Genomic DNA, 23,252 nt, shown 5'->3' with positions numbered 1-23,252 from the left:
TGGATAATCCATTCACACTTTCGAAGGCGCCATTACGCCCCCTCCTATGACCGTCTCCGCCGTCGCGACGAGAAGGGAGGGCTCCACCCGCAGAGGGAGTGATTCCATCACCTGGTATCTCACCTCCATCGGGAGAGAGCCTCTGTTGACCCCGGCCGAGGAGATCGAGCTCGGCAACCAGGTGCAGGCGATGATGCACTTGGTGGAGGAATCGAAAGACGGCTACTCCGTCCAGGAGAACAAGACGATCAAGGTGGGCCGCCGCTCCAAGGAGCGGATGATGCGCGCCAATCTTCGACTTGTGGTGAGCGTGGCCAAGAAGTATCAGGGCAAAGGCCTCGAACTGCTCGATCTGATCCAGGAGGGTTCCCTCGGCCTCGAGCGTGCCGTCGAAAAGTTCGACCCCACCCGGGGCTACAAGTTCTCCACCTATGCCTTCTGGTGGATCCGCCAGAGCATGACCCGGGCGATCGCCTGCCAGTCCCGGGCCATCCGCCTGCCGGTCCACCTCAGCGAACGGCTGACGACGGTCCGCAAGGTGAGCCTGGAGCTGGCCCACAAGCTCGGCGCGATGCCCAGCCGTCGGGAGATCTCCGAGGCCATGGCCATTCCCGTCGAGGAGCTCGATTCCCTCCTCCGCCAGGCGCTCACCATCTCCAGCCTGGATGCCCCCATCCACGCGGAGGACGGCCGCAGCTTCCTGGGGGACCTGATCGCCGATGGTTCCGCCGAGGAGCCGCTGGATCGCATCGAGCGGGGCATGCACCAGGAGCAGCTGGCCGAGCTGATGGGCCACCTCTCGGCCCAGGAGAAGGAGGTTCTGGCCCTCCGCTTCGGCCTCGACGGCATGGAGCGCCACACCCTGGCCGAAATCGGCCGGCAGCTGGATGTCTCCCGGGAGCGGGTACGACAGATCGAACTCAAGGCCCTGCGCAAGCTGCGCAGCCTCTCCACCCGTTCCACCGTTCCCTTGCCCTGATCGGCCGGCCCCTCAGCGGCGAGCCCCTCCGGCCAGAACCCGCTTCAACCAGCCCTTGGCCTGGAGCCCGGCGATCTTCAGCCGGCTCTCCCCCTTGAGGCCCCGGTCGCGGCGGATCTGAATCGGCGCATTGCCAACTCTCTCCCAGTCCGGCAGCCAGCAGTTGTCGGCGCGGGGAAACCAGAACTCGAACACGGATGTGGTCGAGATCGGCAGCAATTTTCCGAGGATCGAATAGATCGACTGATCATGACGATGCTCCTTGAACCCCTCCAGATTGGGGGAACGGGACGGACGGTCGTCGATCATCGAGAAATCCTCGCTGAACACCCTGATCCAGTGGCGCATGAAGTCCATGGCGGCGGGGCACTTGCGCACGAAGAAGGTGGTCGCCCCCAGTTGCTGGGTGCCTGTGATCTCCGGCCGGTCGCGCACCGCCAGGCGGTCGAGCAGATCGCCCTTCGTCCACCTGGCCTCCCCCTGATCGGGAAACTGACGGCCCTCGTAGACGAGAGATCCGTTGGGGGGCAGGCATTCGAAACCCTGAAGGCCCGAAGGGGCTGCCGCGGCCATGGAGAACAGCTCCAGCAGACGCTCCCGTCCGGCGGGGTTGAGGTGGCAACCGGAATCGATCCAATGGACCAGATCGCCATCCTGCAGACGCTCAAGGGTCTGGAGAACGATCTGCGGCTTCCAGGCGTAGTAGCCGAAGCCCCGGTGCTCTGGTGTCAGATACTCCTTGAATCGCTGGCGGAAAGCTGGATCAAGATCAAACTCCGAAGCGCCCAGGATGTCCGTATACGCCCCCATCTCTTTGGCCTGGCGACACAAGCGGCGACGGGCCACTTTCATGCGGTGATCCGTGAAAGTGACAAGTACACGCTTGGCCATCAGACCCGCTGCCGTCCAGGCGATTTCAGCGATTCTAACATCAATTCAAGGCCAGAAGATCGTCTGGTCGGCATGGCTGAAGACCAGAAGATACTGGGAGGACGGAACAAACCTGGCGACAGAAATCTGCCGCATTCCGGCTGCTCGATCCCTACCGGGGCGCTGTCCCGTCAGGAGCCGACCGTTCAGTCGTCGGCCCAGATGTAGCGGGTGAGTTCACTGCCATCGGGCTCGGGGGCCGCCAGGGCGAATTCCACGCAATCGGCCACAACAGCATCGATCTCCCTGTCGATCTCCTTGAGCTCCTCGGCCGCAGCCAGCTCCTGCTCGATCAGGCGACCGGCCAGTTGCTTGATGGGATCACGCTTGGCCCAGAACTCCTTCTCCGCCGCTTCGCGCAGTTCGTCGGGATCCGCCAGGGAATGGCCGCGGAATCGATAGGTGAGACATTCCAGCAGGGTGGGACCCTCGCCGGCCCTGGCCCGGGCGATGGCCCGCTGGGCCGCCGCCCGCACGGCCAGCACGTCCATGCCGTCGACCTCCTCGCCGACCATCCCGAAACCGGCCGCCTTGCGCCAGATCTCCGGCTCGCTGGTGGCCCGGTTGTGGTCCATGCCGATGGCCCAGCGGTTGTTCTCGACCACGAACAGGATCGGCAGTTTCCACAGCGTCGCCATGTTCAGGCATTCGTAGAACTGGCCGATGTTGCAGGTGCCGTCCCCGAAGAAGGCCGCGGTCACCGCGTCACTGTCGGCCTGGCCAAGGGCGTCACGCTTGTAGCGACTGGTGAAGGCCGCCCCCAGGGCCACCGGGATGCCCTCACCGATGAAGGCATAGCCGCCAAGCAGATGGTGCTCCCGGGAGAACAGGTGCATCGAGCCGCCCCGCCCCTTGCTGCATCCGGTGGCCTTGCCGAACAGCTCGCTCATCACCTCCCGGGCCGGCACACCGCAACTCAAGGCATGGACATGGTCGCGGTAGGTGCTGCAGAACCAGTCGTGCTGGAGGCGCATCGCCCGGATCACCCCGGTGGAGACGGCCTCCTGGCCGTTGTACAGATGCACGAAGCCGAACATCTTGCCGCGGTAGTACATCTCGGCGCACTTGTCCTCGAAGCGGCGTCCCAGGGTCATGTCCCGGAAGAGCATCAGCCCCTCCTCCCGGCTGACACTGGCCCGCTCGGCGGGGTACAGGCCCTCGAGCCGCACCGCATGGCTGCCGGCCTCCCCGGTCGAGGAGCTTGCCCCGACGATGCCGGGCTGCGCTGCCCGCGCCGCGGTCAGTTCCTGAGTCATGGCAGGAAGGCGATGCGATTCGTGGCCACGACTGTACGGGGTCCGTTCCCTGATGACAGTCAAAACCACTGCCTCTGACTACAGTCGCGCCCCAGCGGCCTCATGGGATTGGACCTGCCGATCGATCACTTCCGGTTGCTGGGCGTCTCCCCATCCGCCGACGCCCAGGGCGTCCTGCGCACCCTCCAGTCGCGGCTGGACCGGGTGCCCCACGGGGGCTTCACCCCGGAGACCCTGCAGGCACGGGCCGACCTGCTCCGCGCCAGCGCCGACCTGCTCTGCGACCACGATCGGCGCGCCGCCTACGAAGCGGAACTGACGGGCCTGGCCGACACCGATGGCTCCCTGCAGCCCGCCCTGGAGATCGCCACCACCCGCCAGGTGGGGGGTCTGCTGCTGCTGATGGAAGGGGGCCAGCCCCACGACGCCTTCGAGCTGGCCAGCCGCTGCCTGCAACTGCCCCAGGCGCCCACCCTCGGCAGTGGCCGTGAAACCGATCTGACCCTCCTGGCAGGACTGTCCTGCCTCGAGGCCGCCAGGGAGCTGGAGGAGCAGCGTCGCTTCGAAGCCGCCGCCCGCACCCTGCGACAGGGCCTGCAGCTGCTCCAGCGCCTCGGCAGACAACCCGAACTCAGGGAAACCATGAACGCCCGGCTGGACCGGCTCACCCCCTACCGGGTGCTCGATCTGCTCAGCCGGGATCTGGCCGCCGGCGCCGAGCGGCGTGAGGGTCTGGCACTGCTGGAGCAACTGGTGCAGCGGCGCGGGGGCCTCGAAGGGGACGGAGATCCCCATTTTCCCCCCCAGGACTTCCAGACCTTCTTCCACCAGATCCGCTCCTTCCTCACCGTTCAGGAACAGGTGGATCTGTTCAGCCGTTGGGCGGCCAGCGGATCGGAGGCCGCCGATTTCCTGGCCACCATCGCCCTCACCGCCTCGGGCTTCGCCCAGCGCAAGCCCGAACGCATCGCCGATGCCAGAAACCGGCTGCAGCGCAGCGGACGGGAGGGCGTGGAGCCCCTGCTCGCCAACCTGCACCTGCTGCTGGGGGAGGCCGACACGGCGAGGGCCTGTTTCGACAGCGGCGCCAGCCAGGACCTGAAGGCCTGGGCGGCCGGCAAGAGTGACGATCCCCTCGGCCAGCTCTGCGCCTACTGCAGTGACTGGCTGGTGCGGGACGTGCTGCCCGGCTACCGGGACCTGGAGGCCGAACCGGATCTGGTGGCCTACTTCAGTGACCGGGACGTGGTGGCCTATGTGGAGCGGGAGGACCAGCGGCGGGGCCGCGCCTACCTCTCGGCACCAGCACCGGCGGCGCCGGCCGCAGCGGCGCCTCCCCCTTTCCCGAGCTTCGAGACACCGGGGTTTCCCGCCGCGGAGTTCTTCTCTCCCGCCACCTCGGCCCCTGGGGGCTTCCCCCCCCTTCCGCCAACAGGCCCCGCAACGGATCCTGACGACGACGGGGAACCTGATGACGACGTGCCCCTGCGCTGGCCCGTCCCCCCCCGGCCCTGGCTGCTGGCGGGCGGCGCCGCCGTGCTGCTCCTGGCCGGCGCCTGGGTGGTGCGGCAGCGCCAGAGCGCACCCCCGCCGCCACCGCCACCCGCTCCGCTCCCGGCTCCAGCCGCCAAGCCCCCTGCAGCCGCCCCGGCTCCCTCCCCCGGGCCGGCGATCGGCCAGAGCCTCACCCCCCTCACCAGCCCGCGTCCCGATGCGGCCCAGGTCCGCCGGCTGCTGGAGAACTGGCTGACGATCAAGGGGGATGTGCTGGCGGGTGGGCCCATGCCCCAGGGCCTGGATCGCATCGCCCGGAAGGGGCCGGTGGATCTGCTCGCCAGCGAACGCCGCAGTGATGCGGCTCGGGGCCAGACCCAGCGGCTGGACGTGCGGATCTCCGACCTGACACTCTCGGAAAGCGGTCCCCGGCGCATCGTCGCCGTCGCCCGGCTTCGCTACAGCGACCGGCGCCTCGATGCCAACGGGACGGTGGTGGAGACAACGCCGCCGATGGAGCTGCGCAATGGTTATGTATTCGGACGCGACGGCGACAGCTGGCGCCTGGCGGCCACCCAATCCCTCAACTGATGTTCGACGAACTCTCCCAGCGCTTTGAAGACGCGGTCAAGGGACTGCGGGGCCAGGCGGCCATCTCGGAGACGAACGTCGATGGCGCCCTCCGGGACGTGAGGCGGGCCCTGCTGGAGGCCGATGTGAGCCTGCCGGTGGTGAAGGAATTCATCGAGGAGGTGCGGCGCAAGGCCGTCGGCGCCGAGGTGGTGCGTGGGGTGAGCCCGGACCAGCAGTTCATCCAGCTGGTGCACGCGCAGCTCGTCGAGACCATGGGCGGCGCCAACGCCCCCCTGGCGCGGGCCGCCGAAGGGCCCACCGTGATCCTGATGGCCGGCCTGCAGGGGGCTGGCAAGACCACCGCCACCGCCAAGCTGGGACTGCACCTCAAGGAGCAGGGCCGCCGTCCCCTGCTGGTGGCCGCGGACATCTACCGTCCGGCCGCCATCGACCAGCTCCAGACCCTGGGCCGCCAGATCGGCGTGGAGGTGTTCAGCCTCGGCAGCGAGACCAGCCCCGAGGCCATTGCCGCCGCGGGCGTGGCCAGGGGGCGGGAGGAGGGCTTCGACACCGTTCTGGTGGACACCGCCGGCCGCCTCCAGATCGACACCGCGATGATGGAGGAGATGGTCCGGATCCGGGAGGCCTCCCACCCGGATGAGGTGCTGCTGGTGGTGGATTCCATGATCGGCCAGGAGGCGGCCGACCTCACCAGAGCCTTCCACGAGCAGGTGGGCATCACCGGCGCCGTGCTCACCAAGCTGGACGGAGATTCCCGCGGCGGGGCGGCGCTCTCGATCCGCAAGGTGAGCGGTGCCCCGATCAAGTTCATCGGCACCGGCGAGAAGGTGGAGGCCCTGCAGCCGTTCCATCCGGAACGGATGGCCAGCCGGATCCTGGGTATGGGCGATGTGCTCACCCTGGTGGAGAAGGCCACCAAGGAGGTGGAGCTGGCCGATGTGGAGAAGATGCAGCGCAAGCTGCAGGAAGCCAGCTTCGATTTCTCCGATTTCGTGCAGCAGATGCGCCTGATCAAGCGCATGGGGTCGCTCGGCGGACTGATGAAGCTGATCCCCGGCATGAACAAGATCGATGACGGCATGCTCCGGCAGGGCGAGAGCCAGCTGAAGCGCATCGAGGCCATGATCGGCTCGATGACCGAGGCCGAGCGCCGGCAGCCCGAACTGCTCGCCGCCCAGCCCTCCCGCCGCCGCCGCATCGCCGCTGGCAGCGGCCACACCCCGGCGGATGTGGACAAGGTGCTCCAGGACTTCCAGAAGATGCGGGGCTTCATGCAGCAGATGACCCGCGGAGGGATGCCGGGGATGCCAGGAATGCCGGGGATGGGTGGCTTCCCCGCCATGCCGGGGATGGGTGGTGGCATGCCGGGGATGCCGGGAATGGGGGGCATGCCCGGGATGGGCGGCCCCGGTGGCCGTGGCGGCGGCCAGCCCCGCAAGCCCCCCAAGCCCGCCAAGAAGCGCAAGGGATTCGGTCAGCTCTGAGCCGGCCTGTAGGATTTGGGGCTGCATTTCGAGCACCCTTTTCCAGATGATCAAGCTCCGGCTGAAGCGGTTCGGCAAGAAACGGGAAGCGAGTTTCCGTCTGGTGGCCACCAACAGCACCTCCCGCCGCGATGGCCGTCCGCTCGAGGAACTGGGCTTCTACAACCCCCGCACCAAGGAAACCCGCCTCGACGCCGAGGCCATCCGTGTTCGCCTGGGCCAGGGAGCCCAGCCCACCGACACCGTGCGCAGCCTGCTTGAGAAGGGCGGCCTGATCGAGAAGACCACCCGCCCCGCCGAAACCGTCGGCAAGCTGCAGCAGGCCGCCGCCCGGGAGGCCGCCGCTGCCGCCGCGGTGAAGGAAGCGGCAGCCGCCGCCGAAGCCGCCAAGGAAGCCGCCGCCAAGCAGGCCGCTGAGGCTGCCGCTGCCGCCGAAGCGGCCACTGCCGCCGACGCTGAACCTGCCGCCGCCGAGGCCTGAGCGAGCTCTCCTCCACGTTCGCCCTGCCCGACAGCGCCGCCGCCATCGCCCTGGCCGGTTCCGATGGCACAGCGTTGCGTCGGCTTGAAGCGCTGACGGGTACCCAGATCGTTCTGAGGGGCCTCGATCTTCAGATCCGGGGCCGCAGCTCCCAGGTGGAGCGGCTGCAGGCCCTGATCCAGCTCCTCGAGCCCCTGTGGCAACGGGGCGAACCCATTGGCCCGGTGGACATCCAGGCGGCCCTGACAGCCCTGGACACCGGGCGCTCCGACCAGCACCGCAGCATGGGGCTGCAGGTGCTGGCCACGAGCGTCAGCGGCCGTCCCCTGCGTCCCCGCACCCTGCGGCAGAACAGTTACGTCGAGGCGATCGAACGCCACGACCTCACCTTGGCGATCGGCCCCGCCGGCACCGGCAAGACCTTCCTGGCCACGATCCTGGCCGTGCGGATGCTGCAGGAGCGCAAGGTGGAGCGGCTGGTGCTGACCCGGCCGGCGGTGGAGGCCGGCGAGCGGCTCGGCTTCCTGCCCGGCGATCTGCAGCAGAAGGTGGATCCCTACCTGCGTCCCCTCTACGACGCTCTCCACGGCCTGCTGGGTCAGGAGCGCACCAGCCAGCTGCTGGAGAAGGGGGTGATCGAGGTGGCCCCCCTGGCCTTCATGCGCGGCCGCACCCTGGCCGATGCCTTCGTGATCCTCGATGAGGCCCAGAACACCACCTGCGCCCAGATGCGCATGGTTCTCACCCGACTGGGGGAGAACTCCCGCATGGTCGTGACCGGTGACACCACCCAGATCGACCTGCCCCCGGGCCAGCTGAGCGGCCTGGTGGAGGCGGAACAGGTGCTGGCCGGGGTCGAAGGGGTGGCGATCTGCCGCTTCTCCGACGCCGACGTGGTGCGCCATCCGCTGGTGCAGCGCCTGGTACAGGCCTACGCCCGCCGCGATGCCCGCCCGCCGGCCCCCGCCGCCAGGAAACGGACGGATGGCACCACCGCCCGATCGGAACCATGAACGCGGACCCATGAACATGGCCGAACGGCTGCGCATCCCGGCCCAGATCGCGCTGGCCGCTCTGGTGGCCTACAGCCTGGGCTTCTGGTTCACGAGCCTGTTCCCCGGCTACCTGCCAAAGATCGGCGGCCTCTGGTCGGCGATCTCCGCCGTCATGGTGACCCAGATCACCCGCAAGGATGCGGCCTCCTCCGCCTCGCTGCGGATTCTGGGTTCCGGGATCGGCGCCATCACCAGCGCCGTGTACCTGACGCTGCTGCCCTTTCACCCCCTCGGCATGGCCGCGGCGATCTTCGCCACGGTGATGATCTGTGCGGCGATCAACGTGCCCAGCCACGGCCGACTGGCAGCGATCACGGTGATCGTCGTGATGGTCACCGGCAGCCTGGATCCGGCCCTGAGCCCCGGTGTGAACGCCCTGCTGCGTTTCCTGGAGTCCTGCATCGGCACGGCGGTGGCGCTGCTGGCGGTGTGGTTCTGGCCCGGATCGCGCCGCCAGCCCAGCGGCGATGCCTGAAGCGGGGCTGCTGACCTGCCCGCATGGGGAGATCCGAACCGGCGCCTCCGCCGCAACCCTGGGGCCGCTGGCAAGATGGACGGAGTTTGAAATGCCAGCACCATGCCGGCCAGCAGCAACTTTCAGGAAGCGATCCGCGAAGCCCAGTCCGGCGCGCTGATCGGGCCCAATGTGGTGAACAAGGCCCTGCCCTATGTGGGTGGCGGCATGGTGCTCACCGCCGGTGGTGTCCTCGGTGGCATGTCCCTCATGGCCAGTGCCCCGGCCCTGTTCATGCCCTTGTTCTGGGTGGCCCTGATCGGCAACTTCATCCTCTTCTTCGTGGCCCAGAACGCCGCCACCAAGGGCAACGCCGGAACCGCCTTGCCGATCCTGACGGCTTACAGCCTGATCACCGGCTTCACACTCAGCGGCATCGTCAGCTACGCCGTGACATCAGCTGGTGTCGGCGCCGTTGGCACCGCCGCCCTGGCCACGGGCATCACCTTCGTGATCGCCTCCTTTTTCGGCCGCCGGATGAGCGACAACGTCGGTCAGGCCCTCAGCGGAGTGGTGGGTCTCGGCATCATCGGCCTGTTGATCGCCATGGTGGTGCAACTGGTGGGTGGCCTGTTTGCCCCGGCCATCTTCACCGGAGGTAGTTTCGAGCTGATGATTGCCGGCTTCGGCACCGTGCTGTTCGTGGGAGCGGCCTTCGTCGACTTCTACACCATGCCCCGCACCTACAGCGACGACCAGTATCTGGCCGGCGCCCTGGGCATGTACCTCACCTACATCAACCTCTTCATCTTCATCCTGCGGCTGATCATCGCCCTGCAGGGTGGCGGTCGCCGCGACTGACGCCATGGCGGCTGCGCACTGATCATTCTTTTCAGCCAAGACGGCCATGGGACCCCTCCGTTGCGGAAGGGTCCTTCTTTTTTGATGGCGATGCCTCGGCGCCAATCAGCCCGATCTCCCGCCCTGGCCACCATCACAGCCAGCCGCACCACCTTGGTTCAGGCGCCGACGAGGCTCCCCCATCGGCGGACACCCTGCGAGCGCCCAGCTAAGCTCCCACCGACTCCAGCCGGAACCGGCAGGCATGGCGCAGCAGCAGGGGCAACCTGCACTCCTGTTCGGCAGGCGCGGCCCCTTCACCCTCTGAACACAACGGAAACCCCATGACCAAGACGGCTCTGATCACCGGGATCACCGGCCAGGACGGTTCCTATCTGGCGGAGTTGCTCCTGGAGAAAGGGTATGTGGTCCATGGAATCAAGCGCCGGGCCAGCAGCTTCAACACCGACAGGATCGACCACCTCTACCAGGATCCCCACGAACGAAATCCTCGCCTGGTTCTGCACTACGGCGATCTGACGGACTCCACCAATCTGATCAGGATCGTTCAACAGATTCAGCCGGACGAGATCTACAACCTCGGGGCCCAGAGTCACGTGGCCGTGAGCTTTGAAAGTCCCGAATACACCGCCAACTCCGATGCCCTTGGGACCTTGAGGATCCTCGAGGCCGTCCGCATCCTGGGGCTGACCGACAAGACCCGCATCTACCAAGCCAGCACCAGTGAACTCTATGGACTGGTGCAGGAGATTCCCCAGAAGGAAACCACCCCGTTCTATCCACGCAGTCCCTACGGCGTAGCCAAGCTCTACGCCTACTGGATCACGGTGAATTACCGGGAGGCCTACGGGATGTATGCCTGCAACGGCATCCTTTTCAATCACGAGAGTCCGAGGAGGGGGGAGACCTTCGTCACCCGGAAGATCACCCGGGGCCTGGCCCGCATCGATGCGGGTCTCGATCAGGGTCTGTTCATGGGCAACCTGGACTCCCTGCGGGACTGGGGTCACGCACGTGATTATGTGGAGATGCAGTGGCGGATGCTGCAACAGGAGCAGCCCGAGGATTTCGTGATCGCCACGGGACGGCAGGAGTCGGTGCGTCGGTTCATCGAGCTCACCGCCGAGGAACTCGGCTGGGGAGGCATCGTCTGGAGCGGCAGCGGCGTTGAGGAGACGGGCGCCCGGCGCGACACCGGCGCCACGGTGGTGCGGATCGATCGGCGCTACTTCCGGCCAGCGGAGGTGGAGACCCTGCTGGGAGATCCCACCCGGGCCAGGGAGCGACTGGGGTGGACCCCCACCACCACCCTGGAGGAACTGGTGGCGGAGATGGTCGCCACCGACAAGGAGGAGGCCGCCAAGGAGGCCACCCTGCGGCGCGAGGGATTCACCGTGGTCGGATCGATGGAGAATCCCCCCCAAGTCAGCATCACGGCTTCGCCGTGAAAAGGCTCGGCAAACGCCGCTATGGTCAAAGCTCTGCCCTGCTCCTCTTGAGGCGGACCTGCGCTCTAACGACGCTCTGGGCACCGGTCAGCACGACCGCGCTGGAGCGCGAGGCATTAATGACTCCCCCATGCTGATCTCCCCAAACGACCGGATCTTCGTCGCCGGCCATCGCGGCATGGCCGGATCGGCCATCGCCCGACGCCTGGAGGCGGAAGGCCACCGACATCTGCTCCGCGTCAGCCGGTCTGACCTTGACCTGACCGATGGTCCTGCGGTGGCGGCGTGGTTCGCCGACCAGCGGCCCGATGTGGTGGTGCTGGCGGCGGCCCGGGTGGGGGGAATACTGGCCAACTCCAGCTTCCCCGCTGACTTTCTGCTTGACAATCTCAAAATTCAGCAGAATGTGATCGAGAACGCCTGGCGGCACGGCACCCGCCGCCTGCTGTTCCTCGGCAGCAGCTGCATCTATCCCAAGCGGGCCGAGCAACCGATCCGGGAAGAAGCCCTGCTTGGGGGCCCCCTGGAGCCCACGAACGAGTGGTACGCGATCGCGAAGATCACCGGCATCCAGCTGTGTCGCGCCCTGCGGCTGCAGCACGGCTTCGACGCCATCAGCCTGATGCCAACCAATCTCTACGGCCCTGGCGACAACTACCACCCCACCAACAGCCATGTGCTGCCCGGCCTGATCCGCCGCTTCCAGGAGGCCCGGGAGACCGGCGCCGAGGAGGTGGTCTGCTGGGGGAGCGGCCGCCCGCTCAGGGAATTCCTCCATGCCGACGATCTGGCGGATGCGGCCCTGTTCTGCCTGCGCCACTGGTATCCGGCCGCCGACGAGCTCCAGCACATCAACGTGGGCACCGGATCGGAGGTGAGCATCAAGGAACTGGCCAGCATGGTGGCCGAAGCGGTCGGGTTCCGCGGACGGATCGCCTGGGACAGCTCCAAGCCGGACGGCACACCCCGCAAGCTCCTGGATGTGGGCCGCCTCGCCGCCCTGGGCTGGCGGGCGAGGATTCCCCTGCCGGACGGACTGCGCCGCACCGTGGCGGAATTCGTCAGCCAGCGGGCCAGCGGCGCCGAGGTGCGACTGTGAGGATCCTCGTCACCGGGGGAGCCGGCTACATCGGCAGCCATGCCGTCAGGGCCCTGACCAGGGCGGGGCACCAGCCGGTGGTGCTCGACAACCTGGTCTACGGCCATGCCGACATCGTCGAGAAGACCCTCAAGGTGCCGCTGGTGCTGGGCCAGGTGGGCGACCGTGAGGTGCTCGAACCCCTGCTGCGTGGCCGCCATCCCGCCCTGGACGGCACCGCCCTGGAGGGCAAGCCGATCGAGGCGGTGCTCCACTTCGCCGCCTACGCCTATGTGGGCGAATCGGTGACCGATCCCGCCAAGTACTACCGCAACAATCTGGGCGACACCCTCACCCTGCTTGAGGCCCTGGTGGCCACCGAGCGGCCGTTGCCGATCGTGTTCTCGTCCACCTGCGCCACCTACGGCATTCCCCAGCAGGTGCCGATCACCGAGGACCACCCCCAGGCCCCGATCAACCCGTACGGCCGCAGCAAGTGGATGGTGGAGCAACTGCTCACCGACTTTGCGGCGGCCTACGGCCTGCCCAGCGTGATCTTCCGCTACTTCAATGCCGCCGGTGCCGACCCCGACGGCGACCTGGGGGAGGACCACAACCCGGAAACCCACCTGATTCCGCGGGTGCTCGACACCATGAGCGGTCGGGAGCCCTACCTGCAGATCTTCGGCGACGACTACCCAACCCCGGACGGCACCTGCATCCGCGACTACATCCACGTGGCCGACCTGGCCGATGCCCACGTCCTGGGCCTGGAGCGGCTGTTGCGGCTGCGGGAACGGGAGGAGACCGAGCGCCGACCGCTGATCTACAACCTCGGCAACGGCACCGGCTACTCGGTCCAACAGGTGATCGAGACCGCCAAGGCCGTCACCGGCCGCGGCCTCCTGGCCCATGTGGCCAAGCGTCGGGACGGTGACCCACCCCAGCTGGTGGCCGGCGCCACCCGTGCCCACCAGGAACTCGGCTGGCGACCCCGCTTCCCGGAACTCGAAACGATCATCGAGCACGCCTGGACCTGGCACCAGCGACGTCATCAGGGCTGAGGCCAGCGTCCGCCGGCCAGGGCCTGGCCAAGGGTTCTCCGATGAAGACCCCCTGGCCGGGCATGGCCACGCTGCGCCAGTAGCTCTCGATCAGGGTGTCGCCGCGGAGGTAATAGGTGAGCAACAGTCCCGGATCGGGAAACTTGGCCGTGACATTGCACGGTTCCACCACGGTGCCGTAACTGCCGGTGGCGCCGGCCTCGAGCCAGCGGAGCGCGCTCATCTGCGGGCTGTCGGTCAGCTGCCCCCCAAAGGAGGTGAGGTGATCGGCGACGGCACCGGGGCGGAAGCGGTTGGTGCGCAGGCCCACGGGGAAGGCCAGCCCCGTGATGTAGGCCATCACGTCCTGGGCTCCCACCAGGGTGTCGCCCACGATGAACCGCACCCGCAGGCGGGAACCGATGGCGGCCTTGACTCGGGGGTAGCCGGCGGCCCGTCGGTTGCGCCTGGCATCGCTGGTGCTCAGCAGATAGGCCGTCCCGGGCGGTGCGGTGCCATCCGAGGCCACGCCCTGCTGGATCAGGCGCTTCGCCATCGCCGCGCTGGTGGCCGCCAGCATCATGCTGGGTCGCACCCGGAGCTGATCCCAGGGGCGGCGCACGTCACCGCGGGCGAACAGGGGACTCAGGGCGGTGGTGCGGCAGCCGCTGGCGCAGTAGCGCGGATCGAGGCCGAAGCTGAAGGCGCTGGTGATCGACTGGCATCCCACCCGGTACGGCGCCGCCCAGGCCAGCGCATACACCTGAACATGGGCAGGGGTCTGCCGGTCGACGCTGGACTTGATGCGGCGGAACAGGCCTGGATCCAGTGACGTCTTCCCAGGCGGGAAATGCACTCTGATCACCTGGTTCGGGGGGACCAGCCGGGCCGCCTGGTACAGCCCACCGATGCTCTCACTGAGCGGATCGGCGGCGTTGATGATGATCGCCAGATGGCGATGGTCGAGGGGGCCGTGGGAGGGCGACCCGGTGCCGGTCGAGCGTTTCCCGCTCCACGGGCTGCCACTGGACCCCAGGGCCAGCGGCAGCAGCAGCGCCAGGGCCAGGGGCAGCCGGCGACGCCACCCACTCCGCCACCCTCCTGGGGCGGGTCCCGACCAGGGCCAGGGCCGGCGATGTGACGGCCGTGGCGGAGGAGAAGCCATGGCGGAACCGGTGCGGCTGGAGGCTTGGCCGACGGAGGCGGTGCAAACCGTGATCGTTCCTGGAAGCGGGGCCTGGGGATGGCCGTCGTGGGGCCACCCGGCTCAGGCCCTTGATGGCGCCGATCGTAGGACCAGCCCAACTTCGTGCAGGCCCTCGGTGGCGGCCTAGATTTGGGTTCGCGGTGCTCCTCAACGTTGCCAACCCGATCCCTTGGTCCGGCGGGCTGATGCAAGCCTCAGACCCGACCTCCAGGCGCGTGGCTCGGAGGCGGTTTACCGACCGGAGACAGCACACCGTCGCCTCCCAGATTCACCACCGGCCGATTCCAGCTCCCTTTTCGCCTCGCCGTTGATGCCGCTTCTCCATCGCATCGCCAGACGACTCCCCACACCCCTGCTTGCTCCCCTCACTGACCAGAGACCAGCAGCTCGCCTGATCAGGCACTCGGCAAAGAAATACTGGAAGCTGCTGGCCGTCAACTTCTCCACCAGCCTGGCCGCCAGCCTCAGCGAGGGGGCCACCCTCGGGATCATCTTTCTTTCCGTCAGCCTGATCAGTGCTCCCGAGAACAGTGACTGGAGCAAGATCTCCGTCCTCGGATCCTTCAATCAGCTTCCCTGGCTGCAGGACTGGCTCAACAGTGCCCTCAGCACCCGCGCCGGTCGCGATGGCATCTTCGTACTGCTCCTGGCCACCGCCGTTGCCCTGCAGGGTCTGATGGCGGCGACCAGCTACATCAACAGCATCAGCACTGCCGTGATGGGGGCCCGGATGGGCACCGAAATCACCGGCAAGCTGAACGATCGGGTCCTCTCCCTGACCTTCGGCTGCGCCAGCCGTTACCGCGTCGGCGACCTGCTCAACTACGTCGGCTCCGGGGGCAGCACCGTTCAGAAGGAGATCAGCCTGGCCAACGGGCTGTTGATGAACAGTCTGCAGCTGATCATCTACCTGGCCATCCTCGTGGCCATCTCCCCCTGGCTGCTGCTGGTGGCCTTCGCCATGGCCGCCGTCATGCAGACGGTCCAGAAGGTGCTGCTGCCGCGGATCCGCAGAAATTCACGGGAGCAGCAGAAAGTGGGGGTCGAGCTGTCGAGCCATCAGAACGAGCAGATCCAGGGTCTGCGGCTGCTGCACAGCACCGGCCAGCTGGAAAGTTCCAGAAAGAAACTGAAGGCACTGCTCGGCGAAAGCAAACGGCTCTCGATCCGCCAGAGCAAGCTTTCCAACATCGTGCAGCCGATTTCGAACATGCTGCCAATCATCTCGATCGCCATCATCGCGGCGCTCAGCCTGTTGGTGTTCAAGGACCGCAGCAGCGGCGTCCTGCCGAGCCTGGTGACCTTCATCATCGCCCTCCAGAGACTCAACCAGCGGGTCGGCACGCTGACAGGACTGGCCACGGGCTATGCCGCCAACAGCGCCAACGTCGAGCGGCTCAACCAGATCCTGCGCGATGACGACAAGGACTTCATCCGCACCGGCGGTGTGCCGTTCACGGCCCTCCGCGAGGCGATCGAACTGGATGATGTCTCATTGCGCTACAGCCCCAATCTGCCGCAGGCCCTGTCCTCCATCCAGCTCACGATCGGCCGTGGTCAGACCGTGGCCCTGGTCGGCTCCAGTGGCGCCGGCAAGAGCTCCATCGCCGATCTGCTGGTGGGCCTCTACGAACCCACCGGCGGCCGGATCCTCGTCGACGGCGTCGACATCAGGACGATCAATCTGGCCAGCTGGCAGCAGCGCCTGGGGGTCGTCAGTCAGGACACCTTCCTGTTCAACGCCAGCATCGCCAACAACATCGGCTTCGGCGTCGAGAACGCCTCCATGGACGACATCATGGAGGCAGCCGCCAAGGCCCAGGCCTCCCGCTTCATCGCGGATCTTCCGGAGGGCTACGACACCAAGATCGGCGAACGGGGCTATCGGCTCAGCGGCGGCCAACGCCAGAGAATCTCTCTGGCCAGGGCGATTCTGCGCCGACCTGAGCTTCTGATCCTCGATGAGGCCACCAGCGCCCTCGACAGCCAGAGCGAACGGCTGGTGCAACAGGCGATCGAACAGTTTGAACGTCAGCACACCGTTCTGGTCATCGCCCACCGGCTCAGTACGATTGTCAATGCCGATGTGATCTGTGTCCTTTCCGAAGGCAGGATCGTGGAGCGGGGCCGCCACCATGAGCTGCTTGCCCAGGAGGGTATGTACGCCAAACTCTGGAGCGACCAGTCCAAGCATCCCCATCAGAAGCCGATGACGGCCGCCTCCCTCTGATGGGTTTTTCATGGCCCGGGGCAACCCTGCAGGAGCACGAATCTTTCCGATGATCATCGCCTGCACGATCGACAATAACTACATCCGGCACTGCGCCGTGATGCTGAAATCTCTGCAGCTTTCCAATCCAACCGACCGCCTGAGTGTTTACATTCTCCACGGTGTCATTGATGCCGCGGAACGAGCTCGGCTGGCGGCCTACCTGGGAGAGTTTCTCCCCTCGGTGTCCTTCCTGCAGCTCGATGAGCAGATGCTCGCGGGTTTTCCCGTCTTCGGGCACATCAGCCTGGCCACCTATTTCCGACTGCTGCTGCCGGCGGCCCTCCCCCATGCGGTGGAAAAGGTCCTCTACCTGGATTCCGACCTGATCGTGGTCGATTCGCTGCAGGACCTGTGGGAGTCGCCCCTGGAGGGGAACAGCATCGGCGCGGTGGAAGAACACAACCAGGAATTCGATCGCAACCGCCTCGGCCTCGCGGAAGGCTCCCTGGTCTTCAATGCCGGCGCGATGCTGATCGATCTGGGCCGCTGGCGCCGGGAGAACATCCTGGCCAACGGGCTGGAGTTCGCCCGCACCCATCCCGAACGCATCAAGCACTGGGACCAGGACGTGCTCAACTCCCTGCTGGAGGCCCGCTGGCGTCCCCTCGACTGGCGCTGGAACGCCCTGCCCCACCTCTGGATGCATCCGGAGTACACCGCCGCCGACACCGCCCTGGGGCGGCAGGCGGAGCTGGCCCGGGCAAGCCCCGCCGTGATCCACTTCGCCGGCTCGGGCGTGGCCAAGCCCTGGCACCATCGCTGCACCCACCCCTGGCGCCACCGCTACCTGGAGATCCGGCAGCAGACGCCCTGGGCGCATCTGCCCCTGGAGGGCACCCCCAGCACCACCCTGGGCGAGCGGCTGGGCCGCCTGCGGTTCCGGGTCAAACGGGCCGGCAAGGAGATGCTCGCCAGGCTGGCTCCCCGCAACCGATGACCATCCAGATCGGCGACCACCGGCTCACCTGCATCGGCTACGCCGACAGCACCGAGGCCGAACTGCTCGGACGCTTCCTGCGCCAGGGAAGCCGCGCCCTGGCCGAGACCCAGGGGGAGTACGCCCTTGTGATCGAGACCGACGCCGGCGACGTGACGGTGGTCACCTCCCCGGTGGGGGCGACCCATTACTACGTCCTGGAGCACGACGGTCGCCTCTTCCACGGCGACCGGGTGGCGGAGATCCTGCGCCGCAGTGGCCTGGCCTGGCGCTGGAACTGGCAGGCCCTCGGCGATCTCTGCCAGCTGGAGAACCTGACCGACAACCAGACCCTCCACCCGGCGATCCGCCGGGTGCCCCCCGGCAGCATCCTCCACTTCACCGAGGGCAGGGTCTCCCTCCATTCCGTCGCGGTCCTCGACGGCATTCCGCCGGCCCCCGCCGACCCCGACGCCGCCGTCGAGGCCCTCAATGCCGCGGTGCTGCGGCTGGCGGGGGACAACCCCTATCTGTCCCTGTCGGGCGGGTTCGATTCGCGGGTGATCCTGGCGTCGATGCTGCGTCAGGGCCTGCGGCCCCATCTGATCACGATGGGGCGGGAGGAGGCGACCGACGTCCAGGTGGCCCGCCGCATGGCCGAGCGCTTCGACCTGCCCCACCAGCTGATCAGCCTGGAGCTCGACGACGTCTTCGCCCACGCGCCCACCATCTCCAGCGTCACCAACGGCACCAAGACCGCCTGGCACTGGCACACCTACCTCTATCCCCTCAAGGCGGCGATCCCGGCCGACGCCACGTTCTTCGTCGGCACCCTGGGGGAGTTCGCCCGGTCCTACTACTTCGACCGCGGCTGGCTGGGCCGCTTCGCCTCCCTGGCCCCCGACGTGGCCCTGGGCCGGTTCTGGACCATGAAACTGAACCGGCACCCCAGTTTCTCCGCCGAGGAACTGCACCACCTGGCCCCGCCGCTGGCCGCCGAGCTGGTGGCGGAGGGCCGCGGCCGGCGGGCGGCCCGCCTGGCGGGCTTCTGCCGGGGTGGCTTCCTCGAAGGCCTCACCCGCTATTACTTTGAGCAGCGGGTACCGAACTTCTACGCCAACGGCATCCGCATGTACCGGGCCTCCAGTGCCTGGCGCTCCCCGTTCCACGACCGCCGCTGGATCGAAGCGATCTGGAACCTTCCGGATGGCTGGAAGCTGGGCTCCAACTGGCACCGCCATGCCATCGCCCGCAACTGCCCCGAACTGCTGACCTTTCCGGAGGAGAACGGCTTCGACCGGCGCCGCATGCTGCCCAAAGCCCCGCCCCTCTACTGGACGCCGCCGATGCGGCGGGCCCGCTATGTGAGCTACGACCTCAGCGCCGACTGGTACCGCGACCCGCGGATGCATGCCTTCCTGCTCGATCACGCCGGGCGCATCGACGACCTGGTGGATCCGGAGCTGGTCGGGCGGATCCTGGAGGCCCACCGCAGCGGCACCGACCGGACCCGAACCCTGGCCTTCCTGCTCACCCTGATCGTCTGGAAGCAGGTGATCGCCCCATGAGGGTGCTGTTCGTTTCCCACATGGCCACCCGCAGCGGTGCCCCGCTGCTGCTGCTCTGGCTGCTGCGCTGGCTGATGGCCCAGCGGCGCGGCATCGAACCGGCGGTGGTGCTGCTCAGCGATGGTCCCCTGCGCCCCGATTTCGAGGCCCTGGCGCCCACGGAGGCCTGGAGCCGGCCACTCTTCCAGCCCCTGCGCGAACGCGTCGCCTCCCGCCTCGGGCGGGGGAAGGCCGGCAGTCCGGCCGAGCTGCTGGAGGCGGCGGTGCAGCGGCACCGGCCCGAGCTGATCTACCTCAACACCCTGGTGCTGGGCCAGCACCTCGGAGGCCTGGCCGCGGATCCGGAGCGCCCGGCCTGCCTCAGCCATGTCCACGAACTGGAAACCACCCTGGCTGCCATGAGCAGCCCGGAGGCCGTGGCCCGTCAGCTGGCCCTCTCCAGCGTCGTGGTGGCCTGCGCCGAAGGGGTGAGGCAATCCCTGCACACCCGCCACGGGCTGCCCCTGAGGCGCTGCACCGTGATTCCTGGCTTCCTGCCCTTCGCCGCCCCCGGGCAGGGTCCGCCCGTGCCGGAGCCGCTGCCGGAGGAGCCCGCCCTGGAGCCCATGGAAGCCGCTCTGGCGGCGGGCACGTTCGTGTTCGGCTTCGCGGGCCAGGCAATCGCCCGCAAGGGTTTCGACCTCTTCCCCCTGCTGGTGCGCGAATGTGAGAAGGTCTTCGCCGGCCAGCCCTTCCTGGCCGTCTGGCTCGGAGCCTCTCCCGGGCAGGAGGAGGTGATGGTGGCCCGGCGCGATCTGCAGCTGCTGGGGCTCGAGCACCGGGTCCTGCTGCTGCCGCCGCTGCCCTCCGCCATCGGCGTCATCGGTCGCTTCGCCGTCCACGGCCTGCTGTCGCGGGAAGACCCCTATCCCCTGGTGGCCCTCGAGGCCGCCGCCGCGGCCGTGCCCACCATCTGCTTCGACGGCGGGGGCGGCATCGTCGACTTCGTGGCCGACGGCTGCGGTCTGGCCGTCCCCTACCTCGACCTGACCGCCTTTGCCGCGGCCCTGCACCAGCTCAGCAACGACCCGGAGGGCCGGCGCCGCCTGGGGGAACGCAGCCGGGCCAGGGTGTGGCGCGAGTCCGGCATCGACGACGTGGCGCCCCGTCTGCTGGCCTGCATGGAACGGGCCGTGGTGGCCGGACCCCAGCATGGCTGAGCTGCCCCTGCCCGCCACCCGTCCCCTCTATGGCTGGAGCGCAGAGGCTCCGCCCAGCCTGCCCGCACGGTTCAGCAGCGACCCTCGCCGGCCCCTGTTCTCGATCGTGATCCCCACCCTCAACCAGGGGGCCTTCATCGAGGACACCCTGCTGTCGATCCTCTGGCAGGGTTACGACAACGTCGAGGTCATCGTGGTGGACGGCGGCAGCACCGACGACACCCCGGCGGTGCTGGAGCGGTACCGCCCCTGGATCTCGGTGCTGATCAGCGAGCCCGACCGGGGCCAGTCGGAGGCCATCAACAAGGGATTCCGCCGGGCCACCGGATCGATCCTGGCCTGGCTCAACTCCGACGACCTCTATCTTCCCGGTGCCTTCCGCACCGTGCTGGAGGCCTTCGCCGCCCAGCCCGGCGGCCGCTGGGTGATCGGCAGCGGCGACATCATCAGCGCCGACCAGCAGTTCCTGCGCCACGTGCCCGCCCGGGAGGGATCGGCGCAGACCCTGCTGGCGATCGAGAACGACTGCTTCCTGCTGCAGCAGAGCTGCTTCTGGAGCTCCTCCCTCTGGCAGGAGGCCGGCGGCCAGGTGGACGAGTCCCTCAGCCTGCTGATGGACTACGACCTCTGGTGGCGCTTCTCCCAGCGCTGCACCGGCATCGTCACCCAGGAGAAACTGGGGGCCATGCGCTACTACGCCACCGTGAAGACGCGTCGCCAGGGGGAACGGTTTCCGGCCGAACTGGCCACCATCTACGCCCGCTACGGGGCGAGCGCCTCACTCGATCGGCTGGTGCAGCGACTGCTGGCGGAGAAGTCCGCCCTCGGCGAGCGGCTCTCGACCCTGGAGCGCCAGCTGCCGGTGCGGCTGCTGCGTCGCCTGCGGCTGCTCCCCCGACCATGACCACACCCGAACTCTTCGTCGGCATCACCAGCTGGAACAGCGAGCTGTTTCTGCCCCACTGCCTGGAGGCCCTCCAGGCCACCACCGCGGGCCTCCACAGCCGCGTCTGCGTGCTGGACAACGGCTCCACCGACCGCTCGGTGGCCATCGCCCGGCAGCGGGGGGCCGAGGTGCTGCAGCGCCGCTGCAGCCAGCCGGAGGCGCTCAATGCCCTGCTGAACCGATCGCGCTCCCCCTACACCCTGCTGCTGCATGCGGACGTGATCCTGCTCGCACCGGACTGGTTCGAGCTGTGCCGCTCCCGGTTGGTGGAGGGGGTGGCGCTGGTGTCACCGCAGGACATCGGCTGCGGACCCCTCACCCGCCCCTTCGGCGCCGGCATGCCGGAGAGCTCCTTCCTGCTGATGCACACCCGGCGGTTCCGCCGTTGCCGGCGCCTCCACTGGCGGCGCAAGGGGCGCCTGCCGCGGCCCCGCTACGAGGTCGACTTCCACGGCCCCCACATCACCCACCACCTGCCGCGGGAGCTCCAGCGGCAGAAGCTCGACTGGGTGCCCATGGACGTCTACGTGTCCAACCGGGCCAGCGAACCGCTGTTCACGCCGGCCTCGCCACCGGCGGTCTGGAGCGACGAACTCGCCTACCTGCGCTACGGCCTCGGCAACTTCTACGGACTCGACGGCACGATCACCCATTACCACAACTGGTACGACCGGATCGCCGCCCGGGAGAAGAGCGAAGCGGCGCCGAACCCCGCGCGCAAGGATTTTCCAGTGGACTTCATCCGCTCCTACACCCACCGGCTGCTGGAGGACTACGGCGCCGGCCGGCTGGAACTGCCCACCGACCTGAGCACCACCCGCACCCCCAGGGCGCTCTAGCCCCCTCATTTTCTCCATGACCGGTCCCTCGTCACCACGGCCGATCGCCGCCCACTTCCTGCTGGTGCCGGAGCTGCTGCACTCGCCCCCCAACGAGGCGATCATCTCCGCCCTGCTGGAGAACGGCTACGACGTCCACGTCTTCGCCCCCGGGCCCTGCGGCAGCACCGCCCCCTACGGCGAGCGGGTCAGCACCCATCCGGTGGCCTATTCGATGCGCTGGCTGCTGGCCCAGGCCTGGCGCCCCCACTGGCGCCGCTACGCCTGCTTTTCGGGCACCACGGAGGATCCGATCGCCCTGGTGGGAGTGCTGGCCCGTCTGCACCGCCGTCCCTCCTTCATCCTGGGGGACGAGATCCGCGCCGGCAGCTACCGGGGCCCCCGCTCGGAGCGCTGGAAACGGCTCTGCCTGCAGGCCTACCGGCGGGCGCACTTCACCATCGTCAACGACACCCACCGGGTGGATCTGGTGCGCGACTACGCCGGCCTGCCGCCGGCCCAGCCGGTGCTGGTCTACCCGGGCTGTTTCCGCCATCCGCCGGAGCGGGATCCACACCTGCGCCGGGAGCTCCGCCAGCGCTGGGGGCTGGCGCCGGACGCCCTCACCCTGGCCATCTCCGGGGGCTTCAACCTCACCGCCGGTGCCGACTGGCTGCTCGACGCCCTGCACGAGGATCCGGCCCTCTGCGCCGTGATCCAGCCCTTGGGCGTGGATCCCCTGGCCCTCTACCTGCTGCGGCGCCTGAGCCTGGGGGGCCGGCTCCACATCGAAACGGAACGGCTGTCCTGGCAGGAGGCCTGGCGATCGGCCGTCGGCTACGACATCGGCCTGGCCGTCTACACCAATCCGGCGCCCCAGTTCCAGGCCATGGGGGTCAGCTCCAACCGGCTGTGCATGTACCTGGCCATGGGGGTGCCGGTGATCTGCAGCCGCCAGCCCAGCTTCCAGTTCGTCGAGGACTTCGGCTGCGGGGTGATGGTCGACGATGGCGCCGGCTTCCTGGCGGCGGCCCATCACCTGGGCGCCGACCTGGAGGCCCGCCGGGAGGACTGTGCCCGCTGCTTCCACGACCACATCCGCCCCCGGGAGCGCTACCGCGGCCTGGTGGAGGCGATCGACGCCCTGGGCCGTCCCTGAGGGAGCACCC

Annotated in this window: 21 protein-coding genes; 18 read left to right on the top strand and 3 right to left on the bottom strand. The window is 68.1% G+C overall.

The window, feature by feature from the left end:
- Positions 1 to 46: 46 nt before the first annotated feature.
- Positions 47 to 979 carry a sigma-70 family RNA polymerase sigma factor gene (locus tag VB738_RS10330; RefSeq protein ID WP_323305668.1) on the top strand — a complete coding sequence of 311 codons (933 nt, stop codon included), beginning with the start codon at positions 47 to 49 and terminating at the stop codon, positions 977 to 979.
- 12 nt (positions 980 to 991) lie between these two features.
- Here VB738_RS10330 and VB738_RS10325 read toward each other — a convergent pair whose 3' ends face one another.
- A complete protein-coding gene (locus VB738_RS10325) occupies positions 992 to 1,552 on the bottom strand; it encodes a hypothetical protein (protein WP_323305667.1) in 561 nt (186 codons plus the stop codon).
- 63 nt (positions 1,553 to 1,615) lie between these two features.
- Here VB738_RS10325 and VB738_RS10320 point away from each other — a divergent pair, with 63 nt between their 5' ends.
- Positions 1,616 to 2,077, top strand: a complete 462-nt coding sequence (locus tag VB738_RS10320; protein ID WP_323305666.1) for a hypothetical protein — start codon at positions 1,616 to 1,618, stop codon at positions 2,075 to 2,077.
- On the opposite strand, the gene pdhA is transcribed toward VB738_RS10320, so the two are convergent.
- On the bottom strand, positions 2,056 to 3,165 hold the full coding sequence (pdhA, locus tag VB738_RS10315; RefSeq protein ID WP_323305665.1) for a pyruvate dehydrogenase (acetyl-transferring) E1 component subunit alpha: 1,110 nt from the start codon (positions 3,163 to 3,165) through the stop codon (positions 2,056 to 2,058). The genes VB738_RS10320 and pdhA overlap by 22 nt on opposite strands.
- A 108-nt stretch (positions 3,166 to 3,273) precedes the next feature.
- On the opposite strand from pdhA, the gene VB738_RS10310 reads away from it, so the two are divergent.
- From VB738_RS10310 to galE, 9 genes are all read left to right on the top strand, one after another.
- Complete coding sequence (locus tag VB738_RS10310; protein WP_323305664.1) at positions 3,274 to 5,250, top strand: ARC6/PARC6 family protein; 1,977 nt, start codon at positions 3,274 to 3,276, stop codon at positions 5,248 to 5,250.
- Positions 5,250 to 6,737 (top strand): signal recognition particle protein, encoded by a 1,488-nt coding sequence (ffh, locus tag VB738_RS10305; protein ID WP_323305663.1) that lies wholly within the window; start codon positions 5,250 to 5,252, stop codon positions 6,735 to 6,737. The genes VB738_RS10310 and ffh overlap by 1 nt, the downstream gene beginning before the upstream one ends.
- A gap of 46 nt (positions 6,738 to 6,783) precedes the next feature.
- The gene (gene rpsP / locus VB738_RS10300) at positions 6,784 to 7,218 is read left to right on the top strand and encodes a 30S ribosomal protein S16 (protein ID WP_323305662.1); all 435 of its coding nucleotides are present in this window, start codon (positions 6,784 to 6,786) and stop codon (positions 7,216 to 7,218) included.
- Complete coding sequence (locus VB738_RS10295) at positions 7,215 to 8,231, top strand: PhoH family protein (protein WP_323305687.1); 1,017 nt, start codon at positions 7,215 to 7,217, stop codon at positions 8,229 to 8,231. Before rpsP ends, VB738_RS10295 begins: the two co-directional genes overlap by 4 nt.
- 10 nt (positions 8,232 to 8,241) lie before the next feature.
- Entirely contained in the window at positions 8,242 to 8,748 is a 507-nt protein-coding gene (locus VB738_RS10290; RefSeq protein ID WP_323305661.1) for an FUSC family protein, read from the top strand.
- Between the two features lie 102 nt (positions 8,749 to 8,850).
- Positions 8,851 to 9,588: a Bax inhibitor-1 family protein gene (locus VB738_RS10285; protein ID WP_323305660.1), complete on the top strand. Its 738-nt coding sequence runs from the start codon at positions 8,851 to 8,853 to the stop codon at positions 9,586 to 9,588.
- 323 nt (positions 9,589 to 9,911) lie between these two features.
- Entirely contained in the window at positions 9,912 to 11,036 is a 1,125-nt protein-coding gene (gmd, locus tag VB738_RS10280; protein WP_323305659.1) for a GDP-mannose 4,6-dehydratase, read from the top strand.
- A 130-nt stretch (positions 11,037 to 11,166) separates the two neighbouring features.
- A complete protein-coding gene (locus VB738_RS10275; RefSeq protein WP_323305658.1) occupies positions 11,167 to 12,135 on the top strand; it encodes a GDP-L-fucose synthase in 969 nt (322 codons plus the stop codon).
- Entirely contained in the window at positions 12,132 to 13,178 is a 1,047-nt protein-coding gene (gene galE / locus VB738_RS10270; RefSeq protein WP_323305657.1) for a UDP-glucose 4-epimerase GalE, read from the top strand. Before VB738_RS10275 ends, galE begins: the two co-directional genes overlap by 4 nt.
- Here the strand turns inward: galE and VB738_RS10265 are convergent.
- Positions 13,132 to 14,322 carry a TIGR03790 family protein gene (locus VB738_RS10265; RefSeq protein ID WP_323305656.1) on the bottom strand — a complete coding sequence of 397 codons (1,191 nt, stop codon included), beginning with the start codon at positions 14,320 to 14,322 and terminating at the stop codon, positions 13,132 to 13,134. The genes galE and VB738_RS10265 overlap by 47 nt on opposite strands.
- Positions 14,323 to 14,674: 352 nt before the next feature.
- Between VB738_RS10265 and VB738_RS10260 the strand changes: the two genes are divergently transcribed.
- The 7 genes from VB738_RS10260 to VB738_RS10230 are packed head-to-tail and all read left to right on the top strand — an operon-like array spanning position 14,675 to position 23,242.
- Complete coding sequence (locus VB738_RS10260) at positions 14,675 to 16,594, top strand: ABC transporter ATP-binding protein (protein WP_323305655.1); 1,920 nt, start codon at positions 14,675 to 14,677, stop codon at positions 16,592 to 16,594.
- A 49-nt stretch (positions 16,595 to 16,643) separates the two neighbouring features.
- Entirely contained in the window at positions 16,644 to 17,573 is a 930-nt protein-coding gene (locus tag VB738_RS10255) for a glycosyltransferase family 8 protein (RefSeq protein WP_323305654.1), read from the top strand.
- Positions 17,570 to 19,120, top strand: coding sequence for an asparagine synthase C-terminal domain-containing protein (locus VB738_RS10250; RefSeq protein ID WP_323305653.1), 1,551 nt, complete (start codon positions 17,570 to 17,572; stop codon positions 19,118 to 19,120). Before VB738_RS10255 ends, VB738_RS10250 begins: the two co-directional genes overlap by 4 nt.
- The gene (locus VB738_RS10245; protein ID WP_323305652.1) at positions 19,117 to 20,319 is read left to right on the top strand and encodes a glycosyltransferase; all 1,203 of its coding nucleotides are present in this window, start codon (positions 19,117 to 19,119) and stop codon (positions 20,317 to 20,319) included. Before VB738_RS10250 ends, VB738_RS10245 begins: the two co-directional genes overlap by 4 nt.
- Positions 20,312 to 21,223, top strand: a complete 912-nt coding sequence (locus VB738_RS10240; RefSeq protein WP_323305651.1) for a glycosyltransferase family 2 protein — start codon at positions 20,312 to 20,314, stop codon at positions 21,221 to 21,223. Before VB738_RS10245 ends, VB738_RS10240 begins: the two co-directional genes overlap by 8 nt.
- Positions 21,220 to 22,104, top strand: a complete 885-nt coding sequence (locus VB738_RS10235; protein WP_323305650.1) for a glycosyltransferase family 2 protein — start codon at positions 21,220 to 21,222, stop codon at positions 22,102 to 22,104. The genes VB738_RS10240 and VB738_RS10235 overlap by 4 nt, the downstream gene beginning before the upstream one ends.
- 16 nt (positions 22,105 to 22,120) lie before the next feature.
- Positions 22,121 to 23,242, top strand: coding sequence for a hypothetical protein (locus VB738_RS10230; protein ID WP_323305649.1), 1,122 nt, complete (start codon positions 22,121 to 22,123; stop codon positions 23,240 to 23,242).
- The last annotated feature ends 10 nt before the right edge of the window (positions 23,243 to 23,252 follow it).

The sequence above is a fragment of the Cyanobium gracile UHCC 0139 genome, assembly GCF_034931325.1.
GTDB classification, from domain to species: domain Bacteria; phylum Cyanobacteriota; class Cyanobacteriia; order PCC-6307; family Cyanobiaceae; genus Cyanobium; species Cyanobium gracile_B.
This window is presented reverse-complemented; position numbering and strand designations above follow the sequence as displayed.